This window comes from Engelhardtia mirabilis (assembly GCF_007748095.1).
Classification (GTDB): Bacteria; Planctomycetota; UBA1135; order UBA1135.
The window spans coordinates 6,090,418-6,110,533 of sequence record NZ_CP036287.1 but is presented as its reverse complement, the minus strand read 5'-3'; the positions used below and the strand labels follow the sequence as shown (position 1 = coordinate 6,110,533).

At 70.8% G+C, this 20,116-nt stretch carries 11 protein-coding genes; 6 read left to right on the top strand and 5 right to left on the bottom strand.

Annotated elements, in window-relative coordinates:
• Positions 1 to 82 precede the first annotated feature (82 nt).
• The 5 genes from Pla133_RS22585 (at position 83) to Pla133_RS22565 (ending at position 9,717) form a co-directional block, all read left to right on the top strand.
• Entirely contained in the window at positions 83 to 1,138 is a 1,056-nt protein-coding gene (locus tag Pla133_RS22585) for a hypothetical protein (RefSeq protein WP_145069524.1), read from the top strand.
• Between the two features lie 291 nt (positions 1,139 to 1,429).
• A complete protein-coding gene (locus Pla133_RS22580) occupies positions 1,430 to 3,898 on the top strand; it encodes a M12 family metallo-peptidase (protein WP_145069522.1) in 2,469 nt (822 codons plus the stop codon).
• A gap of 111 nt (positions 3,899 to 4,009) precedes the next feature.
• On the top strand, positions 4,010 to 4,834 hold the full coding sequence (locus Pla133_RS22575; RefSeq protein ID WP_419191860.1) for a DNA alkylation repair protein: 825 nt from the start codon (positions 4,010 to 4,012) through the stop codon (positions 4,832 to 4,834).
• Positions 4,835 to 4,961: 127 nt separating this feature from the next.
• On the top strand, positions 4,962 to 5,939 hold the full coding sequence (locus Pla133_RS22570) for a hypothetical protein (RefSeq protein WP_145069517.1): 978 nt from the start codon (positions 4,962 to 4,964) through the stop codon (positions 5,937 to 5,939).
• A gap of 85 nt (positions 5,940 to 6,024) precedes the next feature.
• Entirely contained in the window at positions 6,025 to 9,717 is a 3,693-nt protein-coding gene (locus Pla133_RS22565) for an SUMF1/EgtB/PvdO family nonheme iron enzyme (protein WP_145069515.1), read from the top strand.
• 540 nt (positions 9,718 to 10,257) lie between these two features.
• Here Pla133_RS22565 and Pla133_RS22560 read toward each other — a convergent pair.
• From Pla133_RS22560 to Pla133_RS22540, 5 genes are all read right to left on the bottom strand, one after another.
• Positions 10,258 to 11,301, bottom strand: coding sequence for a reverse transcriptase/maturase family protein (locus Pla133_RS22560; RefSeq protein WP_145069513.1), 1,044 nt, complete (start codon positions 11,299 to 11,301; stop codon positions 10,258 to 10,260).
• Positions 11,298 to 11,723 (bottom strand): four helix bundle protein, encoded by a 426-nt coding sequence (locus tag Pla133_RS22555; RefSeq protein WP_145069511.1) that lies wholly within the window; start codon positions 11,721 to 11,723, stop codon positions 11,298 to 11,300. The genes Pla133_RS22560 and Pla133_RS22555 overlap by 4 nt, the downstream gene beginning before the upstream one ends.
• On the bottom strand, positions 11,720 to 12,256 hold the full coding sequence (locus Pla133_RS22550; protein ID WP_145069508.1) for an HRDC domain-containing protein: 537 nt from the start codon (positions 12,254 to 12,256) through the stop codon (positions 11,720 to 11,722). The genes Pla133_RS22555 and Pla133_RS22550 overlap by 4 nt, the downstream gene beginning before the upstream one ends.
• 149 nt (positions 12,257 to 12,405) lie before the next feature.
• Positions 12,406 to 15,807, bottom strand: a complete 3,402-nt coding sequence (locus tag Pla133_RS22545) for an SUMF1/EgtB/PvdO family nonheme iron enzyme (RefSeq protein WP_419192460.1) — start codon at positions 15,805 to 15,807, stop codon at positions 12,406 to 12,408.
• A gap of 270 nt (positions 15,808 to 16,077) precedes the next feature.
• Positions 16,078 to 16,761, bottom strand: a complete 684-nt coding sequence (locus tag Pla133_RS22540) for an ECF-type sigma factor (protein ID WP_419191859.1) — start codon at positions 16,759 to 16,761, stop codon at positions 16,078 to 16,080.
• Positions 16,762 to 17,098: 337 nt separating this feature from the next.
• Between Pla133_RS22540 and Pla133_RS22535 the strand changes: the two genes are divergently transcribed.
• Positions 17,099 to 19,948, top strand: a complete 2,850-nt coding sequence (locus tag Pla133_RS22535) for an Eco57I restriction-modification methylase domain-containing protein (protein ID WP_145069501.1) — start codon at positions 17,099 to 17,101, stop codon at positions 19,946 to 19,948.
• The last annotated feature ends 168 nt before the right edge of the window (positions 19,949 to 20,116 follow it).

Below are 20,116 nucleotides of genomic sequence, written 5' to 3'. Positions count from 1 at the left end.
TGCTAGCGGGTCTCCGACACTGTTCTGCAAGAGGGTCTCCGACCCCGGCGCCCCGATTCCCGGCCCTTCAAGTTCTGCCGCCATGCAACGCATCAGCTTCTCGATCCTCATCGCCCTCTTCGCAGCGAGCTGCACCGCGGTCCCCGTCCAGTTCGACCACCGGGTGGTCTTCGACGCCGGCGAGAAGCTCGGGGGCTGCGCGATCGGCGACCTGTCGCCCGACTCCGGCCTGGAGATCGCCGTGGTCGCCTCCAGCGGCGCGCTGCGGGTGGTCGCGGAGCAGGACGGCTCCTGGAAGGGCACCAAGGTCGGCGACGCCAGCGGCGAGATGATCCAGGTCGCCGTGGGCGACGTCTGGCCCCAGATCGGGGCCGACGAGCTGGTGGCGGTCGGGATGGCCTCGGGCAGCGAGGACTCCGGCGGGGAGGGCGCGGTCTTCGTGGCCGGCTACGACGCCCAGGAGAAGAAGTACCGCATGCGGCCGGTATTCACCGACAGCGCCCTGGTCCACGCGGTGGCGGTGGCCGACCTGGATCCGGTCCATCCCGGCGACGAGGCCTTGGTGGGGGGCTTCAGCCGCAACCTGACCCTGCTGCGCTTCAACGCGGGCGCGGGCGCAACGGCCGAGAAGATCGGCACGACCCCGGCCCCGGCCAAGGGCATGGTGCCCTTCAAGTCCGGCGTGGCCGTGGCCTGCAACGACGGCAGCCTGGTGCTGGTCGAGCGCGGTCCGAGCGGCTGGACCACGCGGGTCGCCTTCCGGGCGCCGGCGGGCCTGGCGCGGCTGGCCGTGAGCGGGGACCGGATCCTCGCCGCCGGCGACGACGGGGGCCTGTGGCTGATCGAGGGCGATCGGGGCCAGCTCCTGCACGACGAGGAGTTGAAGCTGCGCGGCGCCGTGCTCTCGGACCTCGATCCGGCCGTGCCGGGTCTCGAGGCCGCCACCACCGGCTACGGCGGCGACGTGACCCTCCTGCGCGACGAGGGCGCGATCCCCTGGGAAGGCGAGCGCCTCTACCACTCCCGCGCCGGCCTGCACCACCTCTCCCTGGGCGAGCTGATCGACGACGCCCCCGGCCCGGAGCTGGTGACGGTGGGCTACGCCGGCGAGGTCGTGGTGATCTTCCGGCGGCGGTAGGAGCTTCGCGGCGCCCGCGGCCCGCGGAACCTCGACCCTGGGGCCGCAGCCCGGACACGGCGGCGTCTCTGAACCGCCCCGTCGCCCGTCCCCGGGGATGGGGGGAGAGATCGGAACCCCACGGGCCTTCGACCCTTCCTAACCTGCGGTCCGTCCTGCCCGGCTCGCGCCCCCCAGCGTGCCGCACGCCCCCCCGAGCGTCCCCGGTGGCGGTTCCATCGACCCGCCTCTCCCCCCGCCGGCGAGCCCCCACGGGGCCCGTCGGCCGTCCCCAAGCCCTACGGATCCGGCATGTTCGCGTCCCTCGTGTTGGCCGCGCCCCTCGGCGTCGGCCTCGCTCCCGTCGACCTGCGTCCCTTCCCCCTCGACCCCGCCGGGGTCGACAGCACCACCGCCCTGCCGAAGTTCGTCACCCGCGAGGGCGAACTGAGCACCCTGCGCGGCCTGGACCAGATGCGCCTGGGCGGCGCGCCGCTGCCCTTCGGGGGGGTCGACCTGGCCCTGGAGCGGGTCGACCTCGACGCCATGCAGTTCGGCTTCTACGTCGACGGCGTGGCTCGGCCGAAGCTGCTCTCCGAGCTGCAGATCAGCCTCTGGAAGGGCCAGGTCGAGGGCGACCCCGGCTCCGAGGTGATGCTGTCCTTCTCCACCCGCGGCGTGCGCGGCTGGGTCGAGACCGGCGGCGAGTTCTTCCACTTCATGCCCCAGCCCGGCGCCGAGGGCTGGTCGCGCACGGAGACCTGGGTCGCTTCGGAGAGTGAAGTCCGCGCCCTGGGCGTCCAGGACCTGCGCGGTTGCGCCCTCGACCTGCTCCCCAACGGCGGTCGCCCGGTGCAGAGCTCGTCCCAGCCCCCCGTCAGCAGTGGATCCGTCGGCGGCGGCAGCGGCAGCGGTCTGCTCCCGATCGGCGGGAGCTGCTCGGGCAACCAGGCGTCGCTGTCGATCGAGACCGACTACCAGCTCTACCAGCTCTACAACGACCTCGCCGCCGAGGCGGCCTACGTCACGACGCTCCTGGGCGCCGTCAACGGTCGCTACCAGGAGCAGATCGACACGACGTTGGTGTTCCCCTACGTGCAGTTCTACACCACGCCGGCGGACCCCTGGTCGACCCCCGACAACGGCGGTGGCTCGATCACCATGCTGAACGAGTTCTCCAGCGCCTGGACCGGCAACATCCCCTTCAACTCCGAAGTGGGCATGATGCTGTCGGGCGCGGGGCTCGGCGGCGGCGTGGCCTACGTCGGCGTGCTGTGCGAAGACTCGAACTCGGCCTTCACCTTCGCGGTGTGCGGCAACATCGACGGCCTGCTGCCCTTCCCGGTGCAGTCCGGTCCGACCACGTGGGACTTCATCGTCACCGCGCACGAGTTGGGTCACAACTTCAACTCGCCGCACACCCACGACTACTCGCCGCAGATCGACAACTGCGCGAACGGCGGCTGCATCAGCAACGGCACGGTGATGAGCTACTGCCACCTGTGCCCGGGTGGTCTGAACAACATGACCACGTTCTTCCACCCGACGGTGATCGGGGTCATGCAGTCCCACGCCCAGGCGTGTCTGCCGAGCACCCTGCCGCTGCTGGCCGCCGGTCAACCGACCCTGCTGGCGCCCGACACGGTGACCCCGCTGACCGTCGAAGTGCTCGGCACGCCGACCGCGGGTGTCGACTTGAACTACCGTTTCGACGGGGTCTCGGCCTTCCAGACCATCCCCATGGCCTTCCAGTCGGGCAACACCTGGTCGGCGGCCCTGCCCGGCGCCTCGTGCGGCTCGCAGGTCGAGTACTTCTTCAGCACCACCGACGTCAACTGCGGTCCGTTCCAGACCGACACCTACGCGCCGGCCCTGGGCGTGCTGACCGGTCTCTTCGCCGACGACTTCGAGGTCGACACCGGCTGGACCGTCGGCGCCCCCGGTGACGCCGCGACCACGGGTGTCTGGGAGCGCGTCGACCCGGTCGGCACCGCGGCCCAGCCCGAGAACGACAACACGAGCGGCGGATCCCTCTGCTACGTCACCGGCCAGGGCTCGCCCTTCGGCGGCCTGGGCGACAACGACGTGGACGGCGGGGCGACGACCCTGATCTCGCCCCCGGTCGACCTGTCCGGCGGTGACGCGATCATCTCCTACTACCGCTGGTACTCGAACGACACGGGCGGCGCGTCCAACGCCGACGTGTTCGAGGTCGAGGTCTCGAACGGCGGCCCCTGGGTCAACGTCGAGACGGTCGGCCCCACCGGCGCCGGCACCAGCGGCGGCTGGATCTACCACGACTTCACCGTCTCCGACTTCGTGTCGCCGAGTGCCAACGTCCAGGTGCGCTTCCGCGCCGCCGACGAGGGCGCGGGCTCGCTGATCGAGGCCGGCGTGGACGACTTCTCGGTCGACCGCCTGTCCTGCGACGTGTGCCAGGCGGACCTCGGCTTCGGCGGCCCCGGCACCGCGACCATGACGGTCTGCGGCCAGCCCCTGTCGCCCGGCAACACCTCCAACCTTTCGATCGTCGGCGCCCCCGCCGGCACCATCGGCTGGGTCGTGGTCGGCGCGTCGAACGCCTCGACGCCGCTCTTCGGCGGCACCCTGGTGCCCTCGGCGGACCTGCTCCTGACGGTCGTCATGGACGGCGCCGGCAGCGCGGGCCTGACGGTCAACGGCGGCGCCAGTTCGCCGGTCTCCGTCTTCGCCCAGACGGCCTACGTCGACGGGCTCGTGCTCGGCTTCACCAACGCGGTGGAGCTGGTGTTCCTGCCGTGATCGGCTGATCCCGGACAGCGAGGGCGCGGCCCCGGCACCTCCCAGCGAGGCGCCGGGGCCGCGTTTCGTTCGGGGGTCGTGCTCGAACGCCCCATGTGCGAAGCTCCGCCCATGACCGCCAGCCGAGGACGCAAGGGCGCGCGCCGCATGGCGGAGATCCCGCCCGAGGTTCTTCGCGGCCTGGAGCGGGGCGAGCTCGAGACCGCGAGCCTGGTGGAGTGGCTGGCGATCGACCAGACGCGGCTGCTCGAGCACGTGCTCGGGGAGCTGGAGTGGGACCTGTCGCGCGAGGACCTGCGGGCCACGGCGGTGGAGCTGTCCGAGCAGGGCATCGTCGCCCGCACCGCCGGCCTGGGCCGCGCCCTCGGCCTGGCGACGATCGGTCGCGGGCGCGTGCGGCGCGGCCGGGACCTGCGACGGCGGTTGGCTGCACACACCTGCGACGCCGTACGGAACTGGGCCTGCTACGCCGAGCAGGTGGGGGAGCTGAGCCTGGCCGAACGCCTGGACCGCGCGCAGCCCTTCGCCGCCGACGCGCACTCCGGCGTGCGCGAGATCGCCTGGCTGGCCGTGCGCGACGCGATCATCGGCGAGCCGGACCAGGCGGTCGAGCTGCTCGAGCCCTGGACCCGCGAGGCGGACCCCAACCTGCGCCGCTTCGCGAGCGAGGCCACGCGCCCGCGCGGCGTATGGTGCGCCCACCTGCGCGCCTTCCGCGACGAGCCCGAGCGCGCCCTGACCCTGCTCGAGCCCCTGCGCTCCGACGACTCCAAGTACGTGCGCGACTCGGTCGCCAACTGGCTCAACGACGCCAGCCGCGACCGGCCCGACTTCGTGGTCGCACTCACCGACCGCTGGCTCGCCGAGAGCCCGACCCGCGAGACCGATGCACTGGTGCGCCGCGCCCTGCGAACCCTGCGGAAGGCGGGGGCGTGAACGGATTGCGACGAGGAATCCCGAGATGGTCCGTCCGCCGCGGGTCGATTTTGACCCGGTTGCTGTTGAGGGGGCCAAGGGCCTCCGACACGTGCAACAACCGCCGAGCCGCAAGGAGGCTCAGACCATGCAGACCATCGACAACACCATCGGGCGCGACGTGGCCACCACCATCGCGCGCATTTCCGTCGATCCCGACCGCGCCCTCGCGGCACTGACCGAGATCGACGATCTTCACCGCGCCAACGGAAGCCCCAACGAGACACCGATCCTGTGGCGACTCGCGCGGCAGGCTCGACCGATCCTGAGCGCGCACCTGCCGGCCGCCGTGGCGGCGGTCGAGGCGCATTCGCAACCCTTCGGCCCCTGCGCCGTGGCGATCGAGGGCCTCGCCCCGACCGGCTCGCGGCTGTCGCCCGACGCCCAGCGAGTGCTGGCACTGGCGTTGGGCTCGCCCCTGGGGAGCCCCTTCCAGTACCTGCAGCAGAACGATGGCGTCCTCGTGCCCGGCCTGAGTCCAACGCCCGGCGTCGTCGCCAACAGCGGTGCCAGCCCGGGCCCCTTCGCCGCCCACAGTGACGACGCGATCCTGCCCCCTCACCTTCGAGTGCGCTCGATCGCCCTCTTCGGGGTCGAGAACGAGACTCGTGTGCCGACCGGCTATGCCCCGATCGAGGCCATCCTCGACCGTCTCGACCGCCCCGACCGGGCCATCCTGATGACGCCGGACTTCGCGGTCCGCAAGCCCCACAGCTTCGACCTCGACGGCGGTTCCTGGTCGGCCCCGCTGCCCCTGGTCTTCGAGAACGCCGCGGGTGAGCTGTGTGTGCAATGCCCCACGTACAACACCCGCCCGCTCGGTGCCGCGGCGGCCCGGGCCTTCGCCGGCTTCCGTCGGGCCGTCGACGAGGCGCTGCAGTGGCTGGTCGTGGGCGAGGGGAGCTACATGGTCTTTCGCAACGACCGAGGTCTGCACGCGCGTCCCCCGATCGCGGGGCGGCGGACCGTGCTGCGGACCTACTGGCGGCCGGACACAGCCAGCCTTCAGGCCGCGACCGGCCAGGCCGGCCCGGTCTTCGACCTGCGCCCGCTTCTGGCCGGCTGAGGTGGGCCGTGGTACGGGTCTCTTGGGTCCCGACCGGCTAAGATCCCGCCGAGCAGCCCCAGGGGCGGCCAATCGGTAGCAGCGGATGACGAAGGGGACGGACCAAGAAGGTGACGCCGAGGAGCCCGGGCGCGCGCTGAGCGCGCCCGGGCTCCTCGACGTGCTCGGCTGGATTCACAAGCACCAGCCCGACCTCGTGCTCGAGCATTTGGTGGCCGGCGATACCAAGCCGAGTCGGATCGATCCGGCCCAGTGGTTCGACCGCATGGAGTCCGCCCACCGACCCGCTTGGGATCCGCAGCGGGGCCGCGCATCGATCGAAGCACTCGACGCGGCCCTGCGGTCGGTGGCGGCCAACGGCCAGGCGATGGCCCCGAGTAATGGCACGTACCGCCTCCGACAGGTGTTGGGTCGCGGCGGGCAAGGCACCGTCATCGGCGTCCATCCCGCCTGGGTTTTGAAGCTGATCGAACCCCTGCGCTCTTTGCCCCGCGAGATCTCGATTGCCGAGGCGCACGAAGGTCGAGTCGCGGCTGGAGTGGCCGAGGTCAAGACCTCGCTCAATCTCGTCGTGCGAGGCAAGGAGTACTTCGCGCTGCTGGTCGAACGTCTACGTGCGAAGCTCGCCGATCGCCTCGATGAGGAAGGGTGGAGCCTCGAGCAGCGACTCACCGCGCTGGTTGAGGTGGTCGAAGCAGTCCAAGGCCTCCACCGTTCCCCGGACCAGTTGTGCCATCTCGACCTCAAGCCGGCGAACATCGGACAGAACTACGCGGGGGATTGGAAGCTGTTCGATCTCGGGTCGGCCCTCTCGGCTGGGACAGGAGAAGAGAAGCTCCACCGCAGTGCGGGATTTTCCGCACCCGAGCAGGAGATCGACGGGGCGATCGTCGACCCGCGTATGGACGTGTTCAGCCTCGGTGCAATCGCCTACTGGATCCTGACGCGTCGCTCCTTCTGGCCGGGAGGCGATGACCGGTACTTCGAGTGGCTGCAGGGTTCGCATGCGCAGCGGCTCGGCGAGTTCGGTGCGGAGTGCCGACGTGCCTTCCCCAATGTCACGACCGCATTGGTCGACTCATTCGAGTCGATCGTGAGACGCGCCGCGAGCCTTGATTCCGGCGGGCGCTACCCGACTGCTCGCGACATGCTCGACGATGTGAAGCATGCTCGCGAGTTGTTCCGGACTTTGTCTCGGACCGAACAACACCAGGTCCAGGGACGTCTGGCACCGAGCGAAACCGATTCGATCCGGGGCTACCGCAGGTCCGCCCAGGCGAAGTACGCGCAACTGCGCCTCTTGGGCATTCCCCGAGCGAACGAGCTGACCGTGCGGCCCGCCCTCGAGGACTTCTACGTGCCCCTGACGGCGAGGCCTGATGTCGAAGCACTCGTCGAGCGCGGGGTGCGCGGCGCGGCGATGGGCCGCAAGCTCGCAACGAGCGCCGTCGAGGGCGGCGAGGCTTTTGACCTGGTGACTCTGTTCCGCAGGGCTGCTGAGCGCGGCGGGCGTCGTGGCGCACTACTGCTCGGCGACCCGGGGATGGGCAAGACCACCCACCTGTTGCACCTCCTGCTCTGGCTGCTGGGGGACAACGATCCAACCGACCTGGGCCTGCCCTCCGACGTGCTGCCGGTGTTCGTGCCCCTCAAGGACTGTGCCCACACGACCCAGGGCTTGAGCGACCTGCTCGAAGTCACTTTCGCAACCGAGTTGCCGGCCGACCGATTCCCCCAGATGCCTGCGGGCCTCGGTGCGGAGCTGGCCCGCCGGGGGAACCTGCTGGTGCTCTTGGACGGCCTGGACGAAGTCCGGGATCCAGTCCAGCGTCAGGCGGTCGGACGCTGGATCACCGGCCTGGCGGAGGACAACGCGACCTGCCGCTTCGTCGCCACCTGCCGCGTGGCCGGGTTCACCGACGAGCTGCGCCGCGAGAGCCAGCTCGAGACCCAGTTCTTCGTCGCCTCGCTCACTCCCCTCTCCGACGAGCGACGCGAGCGCTTCGTGCGTAACTGGTATCGGGTCGCGGCCCTCGATCGCGGCTTGCCGGAGGACACCTTCGCGGGCGAGGCCGATGATCTCGTAGCGACGGTGGGCCCAACGGCCAGCGATCGCTCGGCGCGCATCGCGGAGCTCACCCGCACGCCGCTGCTCCTGGCGGCTCTGTGCGTCGTGCACACCCTCGAGCAGGACCTGCCCAATCGGCGGGCCGAGCTGTACGGCGCCTGCGTCGAGGCCCTGCTGCACGAGTGGCAGGGCGCCAAGGGTCTCGAGGTCGGCTTCGAGCCCGGGGTCGCGCGCAGGATCCTGGCTCGCATCGCGCACTGGATGCACTCCGCCCAGGGGCGCGATCGCATCTCGCGCGCCGAGTTGATCGAGGCCCTCGAGTCCGGCGCACTGGTGCTGCCCGACGGCACGGCGGGTCCCGACCCGAGGGCGACGCTCGGCGCGTTCCTGGACAGGGTCGTGGACGAGAGCGGGCTACTCGTCGGTTGGTCCCAGGACCGCATCGGTTTCGCGCACCTGGCGTTTCAGGAGTACCTCACGAGCTTCGACCTGCGAGTCGAGTTCGTCGAGCAAAGAAGTTTCGCGGTGCCGGAGCGTGGCACTCTGGCCCCGCTCGCCGGGCGGGCGGGGGATCCCTGGTGGCAGGAGGTGCTGCTGTGCTTCGCAAGTCCGCTCGCGCGCCCCTGGGCCGAGACCTGCCAGACCGACGACCTCTTCGAGCGCTTGTTTGGGGCGATCGTTGAGTCGCCTTTGGTTCCAACCGGTGTGACACGGTCGACCGCCGACCAGCGCCGTACGGTTCGCGACGCCAGGCGGCAATGGCTCGATCTCGCCATCGCCGACCGCGGCGGCTGTCCGGCGGAACCGCTCTTGGGCCTGTTGGAGCGGGCCGCGGGCGCCGACGAGGATTTGTGGCTGCGCCAGCTCTCGGCCCTGCAGTTGATGCGGGCCCACCATCGCGATCGCCTGGACGCGCGGCTGCTCGCGCGTCTTGCGGAGCACCCCTTGGCCGAGATCGCTCGGCTGACGAGCGACCGTCCAACTTCGGATGCGACCCACCGGTCAACACGGCCCGCTCTGCAGGGCGGCTACGAGCTGGTCCCGATTCCCGGGGGGACCTTCACCATGGGGGATCCCGACGGGCACGGGGACGAGCAGCCCAACCACCCGGTCAACGTCAGCCCCTTCCTCCTGGGCCGTTTCCCGGTCACGAACGCGGACTACGCCCTGTTCCTCGAGGCCACCGGCCATCGCGAGCCCGATTCATGGGGTGACCGGGAGTTCAATAGTCCCCAGCAGCCGGTGGTCGGTGTGAGCTGGGACGACGCCCAGGAATACTGCGCCTGGGCCGGCCTGCGCCTGCCCACCGAAGCCGAGTGGGAGTACGCCTGCCGCGCGGGGACGACGACGTCCTACTGGTCGGGTTCCGACGAGCCGGACCTTGCTCGAGTCGGTTGGTACGACGCCAACTCGGGCGGACGAACCCAGGCGGTGGGACAGCTTCCGGCCAATGCCTTCGGTCTCCACGACGTGCACGGCAACGTGTTCGAGTGGGTCGAGGATTCGTGGTCGTCGAACTACAGCGACTCGCAGGTCGCCCATCGTGAGGGCCGCCCGTTCGTCGATGACGGCTCCGGGTACCGCGTGATGCGTGGCGGCTCGTTCGCGAACACCGCCGGGTACGCCCGGTGCGGCTACCGCTTCCGCGGGCCCCGCTCCGTGCGCTTCCGCTACTTCGGCTTTCGCGCCGCCCAGGACATCACGGCCTGACAACTTCACCCCTTCACGACTGGCCCGCCCGCGGTTTCGCCCCCCCGCGACTGGCGATCGCGCCCCCTCGGTCCCCCCGGCCGGCAGCGCGCGCAGGCGGTCGGGAGGAGGCGCCGCGCGAAGCCGGCCCGACGACCTGGCCGCCGAGCACGCGGGGGCAGCGCGGCGCGCCCCCGAGGCGCCGCATGGGCATGGCAGGGGCCGGTCGCGAGCTTGGGCTTGCGCCTACCACTCACGACCGGCCGAGTCGCTTCGGCGGGGCCGCCGCGACGCAGTCGCCGCGGCGGCGCCGCACGGGAGCCGGGCCTGGACATCACGCTGCACGGCACAGGGGACCGCCCGGCAAAGCCGAACGCGTCCCGCGCGGGCGGGCCGGGTGACGTCTTGGGCGGCGCGAAAGCCGATGTTGCGGTTGCGCTCGGAGCGGTGCCCGTTGTTGCGGTAGCCGCACCGGGCGTTCCTGGCGGTGTTCGCGAACGAGCCGCCACGCATCACGCGGTTCTCGGAGCCTTCGGGCCCGCGCCCCCTCGCTCCGCCCGCTCAGGGCGGACGCCCCTCGGCCCGGGCGACTGGCACCCCGCTGTGGCGATCGAAGATCGACCGGCGCAGGGTCAGGGTCGAACCGTGGCCGAGGTGGGAGCACAGCGCCCGTACGCCGTCGATGTACCCACGCTCCGAGATCTGCCCGGTCGCCAGTTCCCAGCGCCGGCGGCGCAGGCGCGCGAGGGACCGGCGCAGGTTCTGCGGGCGCAGGCGGCGCAGGCCCGGGTACAGGCGCCAACCCAGGAAAGGCAGGCCTTCGCTGCTGGGTGCGAGGATCGTCGCGCGCTGCTTCAGCTCGAGGTGGAGCTGCTCGGCCAGGAAGCCGGCGATGCGGGCGTGGGCAGTCACGAGGCTCGCCTTGGTGGGGCCGACGACGACGAAGTCGTCCATGTACCGCGCGTAGCCGTGGACTCGGATCGACTCCAGGACGTAGTGGTCGAGCCGGTCGAGGGTGAGGTTCGCGAACCACTGGCTGGTCAGGTTGCCGATAGGCAGCCCTCTCCCGCTCCCCGCCGTCGAGGGCGGCCCGGCCACGATCCGCTCGCAAAGTTCCAAGGTGCGACGACCACGTAGGACCCGACCGAGGGTACCCATGACGACGTCGTGCCGCATGGAGCCGAAGCACTGGGCCACGTCGAGCTTCAGGAACCACGGGTGGCGCCGGATCAGGCCCTGGGCGTGATCGAGCGCCGCGTGCACGCCGAGGCCGCGCCGGCAGGCGAAGCTGTGCCGGACCATCCGGCGTTCGAGTGTCGGCTCGAGCACGTCGATCAAGGCGTGGTGGACCACCCGGTCGGTGAACGGCGCGGCCGAGATCAGCCGCCGCTTGGGGTCCTCGATCAAGAAGGTCTTCGGCTCCCCGGGGCGCCAAGTGCCGGCGCGGAGATCGGCCCGCAGGGCGAGAGCACGCCGCTCACGCTCCGCTAGGAACTCGGCCACCACGCGCTGGCGTCGCTTGCCCCGTGCCGCCCTCAGAGTGGCGCGTAGGAGGTTCTCGAACGACACGATGGAGTCCCAATGGCCCCCGCGTGTCCTGGTCATCGCGGAAGCTCCGCAGCGCGACGGTCCGCGGGGACCCGGTGTGGTTCGCCGAGCGAGCGGCGCCAGCCGAACAGCATCCGACCGACCTCGTCGATCTCGCCGTGGGCGCGCTCGGCGGCGCGACTGGAGCCATGGCCGAGGGAGCGGGCCAGGCGCAGGAGGTGGCGCATGCGCTCCAGGTGCAGGTTGGCCCGGCGCAGCAACTCGGCCCGCTGTGCCGGCTCGTACCGGGCGACGACGAGCCACTCCGCCACGTCCAGGGCGTGATCCTGCAGGCGCCGTACGAGGGTGAAGCGGCAAGACCTCGGCCAGCGGGCCGTGTGCGGCAGGAACCACTCACAGAAGGCCTCCCAGCGGGCCAGGGCCAGAAGCTCGGGGCCGGCGTCGCGCGGGCGCGGCCGATCGGCCGGCTGGGACGTCACGGGGTGGGCTCCTGGGCGGTCGGGTGCCTGGAGCTCTCGGCCGTACAGTCGGCGAGGTTCTCGAGCAACGCCCTGCCGTAGCGCTCGACCTTGCCGGCGCCGACCCCCGACACCTGGCCGAGGGCCGTCAAGCTGTCCGGCCGAGTCTCGACGATGGCGACCAGCTCGCGGTTGGTGAAGACGACGTAGGGCGGCACGCCCTCCTCGCGCGCACGATCCCGCCTCCACTCGCGCAGCGTGGCGAACACGCGCCGGCCCGCCTCGTCCAGGCGCGCGGTCGGATCCTCGCGAGCTTGGCTCTTGGCGCCGCGGGCCCGCTCGCGCGGGCGGTCGTCGCGCGGACGATCGTTGTCTTCAGTGACGACCGCCTCCTGCCAGATCAAGACGCAGGCCAGGTGCGGGACGTCGTTGACCTGGAAGTAGTGCTCGCGACAGGCGATCACCTCGCGGTCGCGCAGAAAGGCCTGCAAGGGCCGATCGTCGAACCCGCCCAGGGTCGACGAGTAGCGAAAGGTGAAGAGCTTGACCCGCATGGGCTCCTCCCGAGCCCACCCCCGGCGCCACCTCCAGCCATTTCTTCGAAATTCTCGCCGCGCAAGGCGGATCCGTCCATCGCTGCCCGCTCGTCGGGCGGCTTCGCACGCCCTCCTCGCCCACGGCCAGGGGCGAAGAGGTGAAGGGGTCAGGGCGTGATGGTCCTGGCGGCGCGAAAGCCGAAGTAGCGGGGGCGCACGGAGCGGAGCCCGATGACGCGGGAGCCGCACCGGGCGTGCCCGGCGGGGTTCGCGAACGAGCCGCCACGCATCACGCGGTTCACGGAGCCATAGCGCTCGTCGAACTGAGTCAGCGTCCATTCCCAGACGTTGCCGGCCATGTCCCACGCCCCGTCGGCCGTGTGCCCGCCGACGAACACTCCGACCGGTGTCGTGCGTTCGAGCCCGCCCTCTTTGGTGTTTGCTCGTTCCGAATTGAAATCGCTCCTCCAGGGGTAGTCCTGGTCCGCCTCCGAAGGGGCCGGTCGACCCGCGCGCGCCGCGCGCTCCCATAGCTTCTCGGTCGGAAGCATGACGACCCAGCCGGCCTCGCGTTCCAGACTGCCCAGCCAAGCGCAGTAGGCCACGGCCTCGATCCAGTTCACTTCGGCCACCGGGAGGTTCGACGGTCCACGAAGTTGACGGCTCCAGTTCCCCGGCTCGTCGACCTTGCCCTCACGAGCCAGCTTGCGGAGGCCCTCGAGCGCCAACTTGCGATCAGCCTCGTCATCGAAGGGCCAGCCCTCGGCCGCCCTCGCCGCCGAGCGAAGGGCATGGCTTCCTTGGGGCGACCGCGGTCCACAGGCCGCGAGGAAGCGCGCGTACTCGCCCACGAGGACGGGCCAACGCTGGATCTCGAGCTTCGGCTCGCCGCCGACCGCGACCCAGCGTCGTTCCCCGCGCAGCCGAAGATCGCCGCCGGGCTCCTCCGCGTCCGTGGGTGGGCCCAGGAGGCCAAGCGCGTCGCCCGCGGCCACACGGTCGGCAATCGCGAAGCGCGGGTCCTCGGCCCAGGCGCAGAGGTGCCCGTTGCGCCGCGCCCGTAGGCTTTCGAGAAGGCCCGGACCGAGCTCCAAAACGCGCAACTCGGACAGGATCGGCGCGAGGCCGCGGACTCGGTTCAGGTCTGCGGGCGCGGGCGACGGGGTGGGGCCTTGTTCCGCACCCGGACCAGAAACCGCACCAAAGACCGCACGATCCAGGATCTGGCCCAGGCGGCGTGCGTTGCCGCGTGCGCCAAGACTTGGATCGGCGAGCAGGGCCGCGGCCATCTGCAGGGTGTTCTCCCAATGTGGGTCGGCCAGGTGCTCCTCGAGCGTCTGCTCCACCTCGTCCCGTTCCCGCTCGGCCAGGGCCGTCGCGGCCAGGAACTCGCCGATCGAACGGTGGACGAAGCGTTGGGTCGGATTCTCCGGCTCCACCAGCAGGCCCGAGCGCTCGTGGAACAGCTCCAGCAGATCCGGTGCCGCCGCCCGCGCGGCGACGGGTGCGAGACCGCGCACCTCTTCGAGCCACTCGGCGATCCAGGCCTCGACGTTGCGAGTGGCATTCCAGGCACTTGCCTTCTCGTCCTCTTGGCATTGGGTGCGCCAGGCGATGCGGGTCAGGCACGAGCGCACCATGGCTCCGTTCCAGCCGGCCAGCGCAGGGTCTCGGCGGCGCAGGAAGCGACGGATCAACTCATCCACCGCCTCGTGATACAGCAGCACCCGGCGCGAGGGCAGGTCTGCGCCACGCGCGAGGTGGACCAGCACGAGCAAGGTCAGCATGACCGGCGTGCTTGCCAGCGACCGCAGCTCGGAGAACTCGGGCGGGCCGTCGTCGGCGAGGCGCTCGATGAAGGCGCCGCCGCCCTTCCCCGCGGACCCGCCAATGTGCGCGAAGAGGCGCCGCGCGAGCTTCTGGCGAAGCTCGCCGTCGAGGTCCTGGACCTCGGCGCGCACAAAGCCCTCGAAGGAGCGCTCGTCGTCGTTGCTGGTCGGCAGCGAGTTCGGCCGCGACGAGAGGACCACCCGCGCGCCCGCTTCCGAAGCTGTGACCGATGGGCTGCGGCTGGGCGCGGTGGACGAATCGCCCGCCGACTGGTAGCCGGCGAATCCGTCCCGGGCCCATTCGTCGAAGAGCTGCGCGAACTCGGTCTGACGTTCCCTCGACAGCTCGTCGAAACCGTCGAGCAAGAGTAGCACCGCGTCGCGATCCACGAGCTGGGCGAGGTGGGCGGCCGTCAGGGCGTGGTCCTCGGTCAGACGACGCCGACGCAGCTCCTCGGCGTGCCAGGCGGCGATCCACTGGAGCAATGTGGCCGGCTGTCCCGGGCGCTGATCGGCGGGTGGAAGGGGCACGTGATCGAGGTCGCGCAGTCGCACCAGGATCGGCTCGAGGGTTGCGGATGGGTTGCTGGCCCCATCCAGAAGGGCCCGTGCCCGCCGACGCAGGAGGGTCGTCTTCCCGGATCCCGCGCCCCCGACCACGAGGATGCGCCGGTGGTCCGCGAGGGCCTCGTCCAGCGTCATCTTCGCAAGGGGCGCGGCGGCGCCGCCGGACTCCTGCAAGGCCTGGATGAGGTCGTTGGCGCGGGCGTCGTGCTCCCTGGCGGTTTCGATCAACGAGAGCTGGACATAGACGTCCTCGAGCACGATGCGCGACGCCTCCTGCTCGGTGACGATCTGCAGGAGGTCGGCCCGCTCGGTCTCCAGTCGCACCAGCTCCAGTCGGGTGCGCTGCGCGTCGGCGTCCGGGTCGCGCGGACCGCTACTGGTTGTGGAAGTGTGTCCGAGGAGCGGGTCGAGGCTGCGCTCTACCGCGCGACGGAGGTCATCGGCGTTGTGGGGGCGACCGGCCGGATCGATCGAGAGGTTGGCCCGCGCCGCCATGGCGAGCTCGGCGGTCGATCCGCAGTCGACGAACTCTTGCGGCAAGCGCTCCAACGCGCTGGCAAGGCCCTCGCGCAGCCAGCGGGCATAGGCCTGGGCGTCCATCGGCCCCGGGTAGAGGGCCTTCCGGCGAACCAAGGTGACCAGCAGCTGCCCGAGGGCGAACAGGTCCGCGGCCTTGTCGATCGACGGCGAGTCGTCGTTGATGGGGAACTGCTCCGGTGCGCCGTAGCCGATCGAGCCCAGGGGCTCGGCGGCCTTCGCCCGAATCTCGACGTGGCTGGACCGGGCGAGCCCTAAGTCCAAAACGCGGGGAAGCCCGCGGTCCACGAGGCAGACGTTCTCGGGCTTCAGGTCCAGATGGACGAAGCCGGCTCGGTCGTGGAGGTCGAAGACAGCCGTCGCTATGGATTCAAACCAGCGCAGCCGGGTCTGAAGGTCGTGGGCCTCGTCGACGATTGCCTCGGCGAGACCTTGCCCATCGACTCGGTCGAGGACGAGCGCATGGTAGGTCGTCGCAATCGAAGAGATGGTGATCGTGCCCGACGCCCGACAGCGGACGACGCCTCGGCAATCCGCAAGGCGTTTGTGGGCGCGTCGTTCCGAGTCACGGTCAATCCGGTCGGGCCGCAGCCAGTCGCGGGGAAGGAAGAGCTTGAGGATGGTCTCACTCCCCATCTCGACGCAAACGCCCTGCGCCCCGGCCCCGATGACCCGACCGAGCTCACGCTCGACCCCCAGGGTCTCGCTGTTCGCTACGGCGGTTTCGAACTCGGCCAGGAGGGCGCCCGCGCCATCGGAAGCATTCCTCGACCGCACTCTCCACTCGGGGAGGGTGAGGTCGGGGTGCGACTCTTTCAGGCGACGAAGTCGCTCGACGAGACAGGGTTTCGAGCGTGTCATGGCTGAGGTAGGAGGAGGGTCTTCGGGCGTTGCAAGTGGAAGGCCTCAGGCTTCCAACTGTTGCTGTAGGGCATCCTTCACGGCCTTGATGTCGCGACGGATCGTCCTCTCGTCGAGCTCATACAGGGTGGCCAGGTCGGCAAGGGGCATGCCGGCGAAGTAGTGCAGCTGGAAGATCTCGATGTGCCGCGGATCGGCCAGCTTGGCGACGGTCTCGAGCACCTCCTGGATCGAACTCAGCACCTCCGGATCCTCCAGAGATGCCTCGACGGGGCGATCGAGAGCGAACTCGATCCGCTCGGTATGAATCGTGCCGCCGCGCTTGATCCTCTTGCGCTGGTCTGCGCGAGCTTTCAGGAGATCACGCATGAACTCGCTGAGTGCACTGAGCAGGGCCAGGAACTGCTCTCGGTCGAGATCCTGGGCCTCGACGCCGTCGGTGGGCAAGATCTGGTCGATGGTGAGCCCGCAGCGTTCGAGCTTCTTGACCAGCGGCAGGTGGGCGCCGAGCAAGGCGAACAAGGAATCCTGGAACAACCTCGTCGCGCTGTAGGTCACGTTGCCCGCGCCGTTGCGGCGGATCTTGCTGTTGGCCATTCGCATCAGATCTGCTTCGAGCTTGTCCCAGAGCAGCGCGAAAGCCTCCTGGTCGATCTCATGGATCTTCTCGATCATTCGGGGCAGGAGATCTTCGTTGGAAAAGTCGGGCATGAAGGACTTGTGTTGCATCGCGGGCACTCCAGGTTGGGGCGTCAGGGTTGTCAAGGTCAGCCGGTCCTCGACCGGCTCTCGAGAACGACGGGTGAAATCGGGGTCAGCTTGGACGTCAGATCCGCAGAACATCTGAGGTAGGGGCGCAAGTCCTCAGGTTGCAGTAGGTTAGGGGTCTGGATCGGAGGCGCGGGGTCGGTACGCCAGCGAGTTCGAGGTCCAGTCGAGAACACCGAGGCCAGGGTCGTAATGAGCATGGACCGCACTTCTGCAGGAACACGAGATCAAGGCGAGGGGCCCGGAGTCGCGGCGGGCTGGCGACAGTGGTCTTGCTCGGACTCGGAGCGGTCGCCTGGTGAGTGAGACCTCGCCCGAACGCCCCGCCGGTTGGGACGTCCAGGACGAGGCCTGGGCGGAGGCGGAGCGTGAGCACTGGATCCGGCACGCGCGCGGGGGGAGCGTCGACGCCGAGGGCCTTCGCGAGCGGCGCGCCGAGGGTCTGGCCTTCGGCGGCGCGGACGCCGAGCGGGTCGTGCGGAGGGCGGAGGTGTGGTCCTCCTGGCGCTTGGTGCGCGATGCCGACGGCCCGGTCGTGCGCGAGCACGGTGCGGGGCGCAAGCGCAGCGGCAGCTTCTACACGCCGGCGGCCTTGGCGTTGGCGACGGCGCGGCGGACCCTGGCGCCGTTGTTGTCGGACGGTGAGGGAGCGCCGCGGCCTGCCGCTGAACTGCTCGAGCTGCGTGTTTGCGACCCGTCCTGCGGCAGCGGTGCATTCCTGGTGGCGGCGCTCGAGGTGCTGACCGACGCCCTCGAGGCGAGCGTCGAGCGGCACCGCGACGAGACCCTCGCCGGCGAAGCGCTGGCGACGGACCGCCAAGTGCGTCGTCCACAGCTCGCTCGCCTGGCGACGCGCGCCCTGTACGGCGTCGACCGTGATCGCGGCGCCGTCGCTGCCGCCCGCGTGGCCCTGGCGGCGGCCGCCGGTGTCGGCGCGCAGAGTGATGTCGACGTCGGGTCTCTCGATGGCGTTGGAGAAGAGGCCGTGCTCGGTTCCGCGAACCATGTGTCTTCGGCGGCCGGAGGCACGCAGGGCAGCACCGCTGCAGCAGGCCATGGACCCCCGGCCGACGGGAGCGCGCGCATCCCCTCCGCCGCCGCGATCGAGGCGCGCCTGGTTTGCGGCGACGCGCTGGTCGGCTCCTTCCCCTCCGACGGCGGCTATCCGCGGCGGGCCTTCGAGCGGCGCGGCGGGGACGAGGACCATCCGACGGGGCTCGCGCACCTGCCCGGGCGTTTCGCGGCGGCCCTTGCCGAGCGCTTGGCGCAGACGCCGAGGCCCGGGCCGAGTGGCGTCGTGCCGATCAAAGATCCCGACCTGCGCGACCTGTGGGTGGCCCTGTGGTTCTGGCCGGCGGAGCGGCTCGAGCTGGCGCCGCGGGCCGAGGACTTCACGACTGCGCCCGCGGCCGCGCGCGCACTGGCGCGCGAGGTCTGCGCCGACCTGCGCGTGCTGCACTGGGACCTGGCCTTCCCCGACGTCCACGCCCGAGGGGGCTTTGACGCGGTGCTCGGCAATCCGCCCTGGGAGACGGTCAAGGGCATCGCGCGGGAGTTCTTCGGCGCGGTCGACGAGGACTACCTGGAGCTCGGCGCGCGCGAGGCACGGGGGCGGCGGAGCGAGCTCTTCGCGGCGGATCCCCAGCTCGAGGCGCGTTGGATCGAGCTGCGCGCCCGCGATGCGGCCTACGCCCACTGGTGTCGCGCGGCGGGGCGCTCCCAGTCCGCCGAGCGCGCCGCGCGGCCCTTCCAGCACCGCGGGACCGGCGACCTGAACGGCTACAAGCTGTTCCTCGAGTTGGGCTACACCCTGCTGCGCGAGGGTGGACGCTTGGGGATGGTGGTGCCCGGGGCGCTGTACTGCGATCGCGGCACGCGCTCACTGCGACGGCTGCTCCTGGATCGTTGCCGTTGGGAGTGGCTGTACGCCTTCGACAACCGCGACGGGATCTTCCCGATCCACAAGAGCTACAAGTTCTGCGTCGCCATCGCCACGCGGGGCGGAAGCACCCGGGCGGTGCGCGCCGCATTCGCCCAGGCCTCGCTCGACGATTGGTCGGGCGCGGCCTCGGCGGCGGAGCGCTATCCGCGTGAGTTGATCGAGCGCACGAGCCCGCACGCATCAGCCTTCTTGGAGCTGGGTCCGCGGCGGGATCTGGAGCTGCTCGAGAAGTTGGCGGCCACGGGCCAGCCCCTGGCCGACGCGCAGGGGTGGGACCTGGTCTTCTCGACCGAGCTCCACATGTCGGCGGACGCGCGCCTGTTCCGCTCGGCGCAAGATCTGCGCTCGCGGGGCATGGTGCAGCGAGCGGACGGCACCTGGACCGCGCCCGACGGCGAGCGCGCCCTGCCGGTGCTGCAAGGCGCGATGATCGGCCAGCACGCCGCCAACGCGGCGGGCTACGTCAGTGGATCCGGCCAGCGCGCGCGCTTCGAGCGCCACGCGAACTTGCTCGCGCCGCCCGTCCCGCAACACTTCGTGTTCGAGTCCGAGTTGCGCGCGCGCGGGGCGGAGGCGCCGGGACTCAAGCTGGCCTACCGTCGCATCGCCCCCGCGACCAACGCGCGCACCCTGATCGCCGCGGTCACCGGCGGATGGGTCACCGGCGACTCGCTGTTCCTCTTCGCGCCGCGCGAGCCCGACCCCCGACGTGTGCTGTGCCTGGCCGCGCTGTTCAACAGCTTCGTCCTGGATTGGCAGGTGCGGCTGCGTCTGGGCGGCGTGAACCTCTCGCGCTTCGTGCTCGAAGAGGTTTCGCTGCCGCCCTGGTCCGAGATCGAGCCGCGCGCGGGCGAGCTGGCGACGATCGCCGCGCGCCTGGGCTTGGTGGGGGCGGTGGCGCAGGCCGCGCGTCCCCTCGCGCCCGATTGGGTCGCTCGGGCCGAGGCGGAGCCGGTAGTGACCGACGCCGCACGGCGCCGACTGCGCGCGCGGCTCGACCGCGCGGTGGCGGAGCTGTTCGGCCTCGACGACGGGGACCTGGCCTGGATCCTGCGCGACTGCGCGCACGCGGCGCCGGACCTCGCCCGCCGCCGCTTCGTGCGCCAGCTCGCCCCGAAGGGCTTCTGGCGCGTGGATCGAGAGCTCGAGCCGTCCGAGCGTCTGACCGGCCTGGTGCTCGCTGATCGCCAGCCCGGATCCTGCTGATCGAAGCGGACTCGCAGGCAACGCCTTGGGGCGGGCCCGTGCGAAGACAATTCCCAGCGCGTGGTCCGGTCGAGCGATCGCTTCGCAAGGGACGGCGAGCACCGGTGCGCGACGTCGCGCACGACGACTGGAAGGAGGGCCGGGCCGTCCAACCTCGACTCCGGTCCG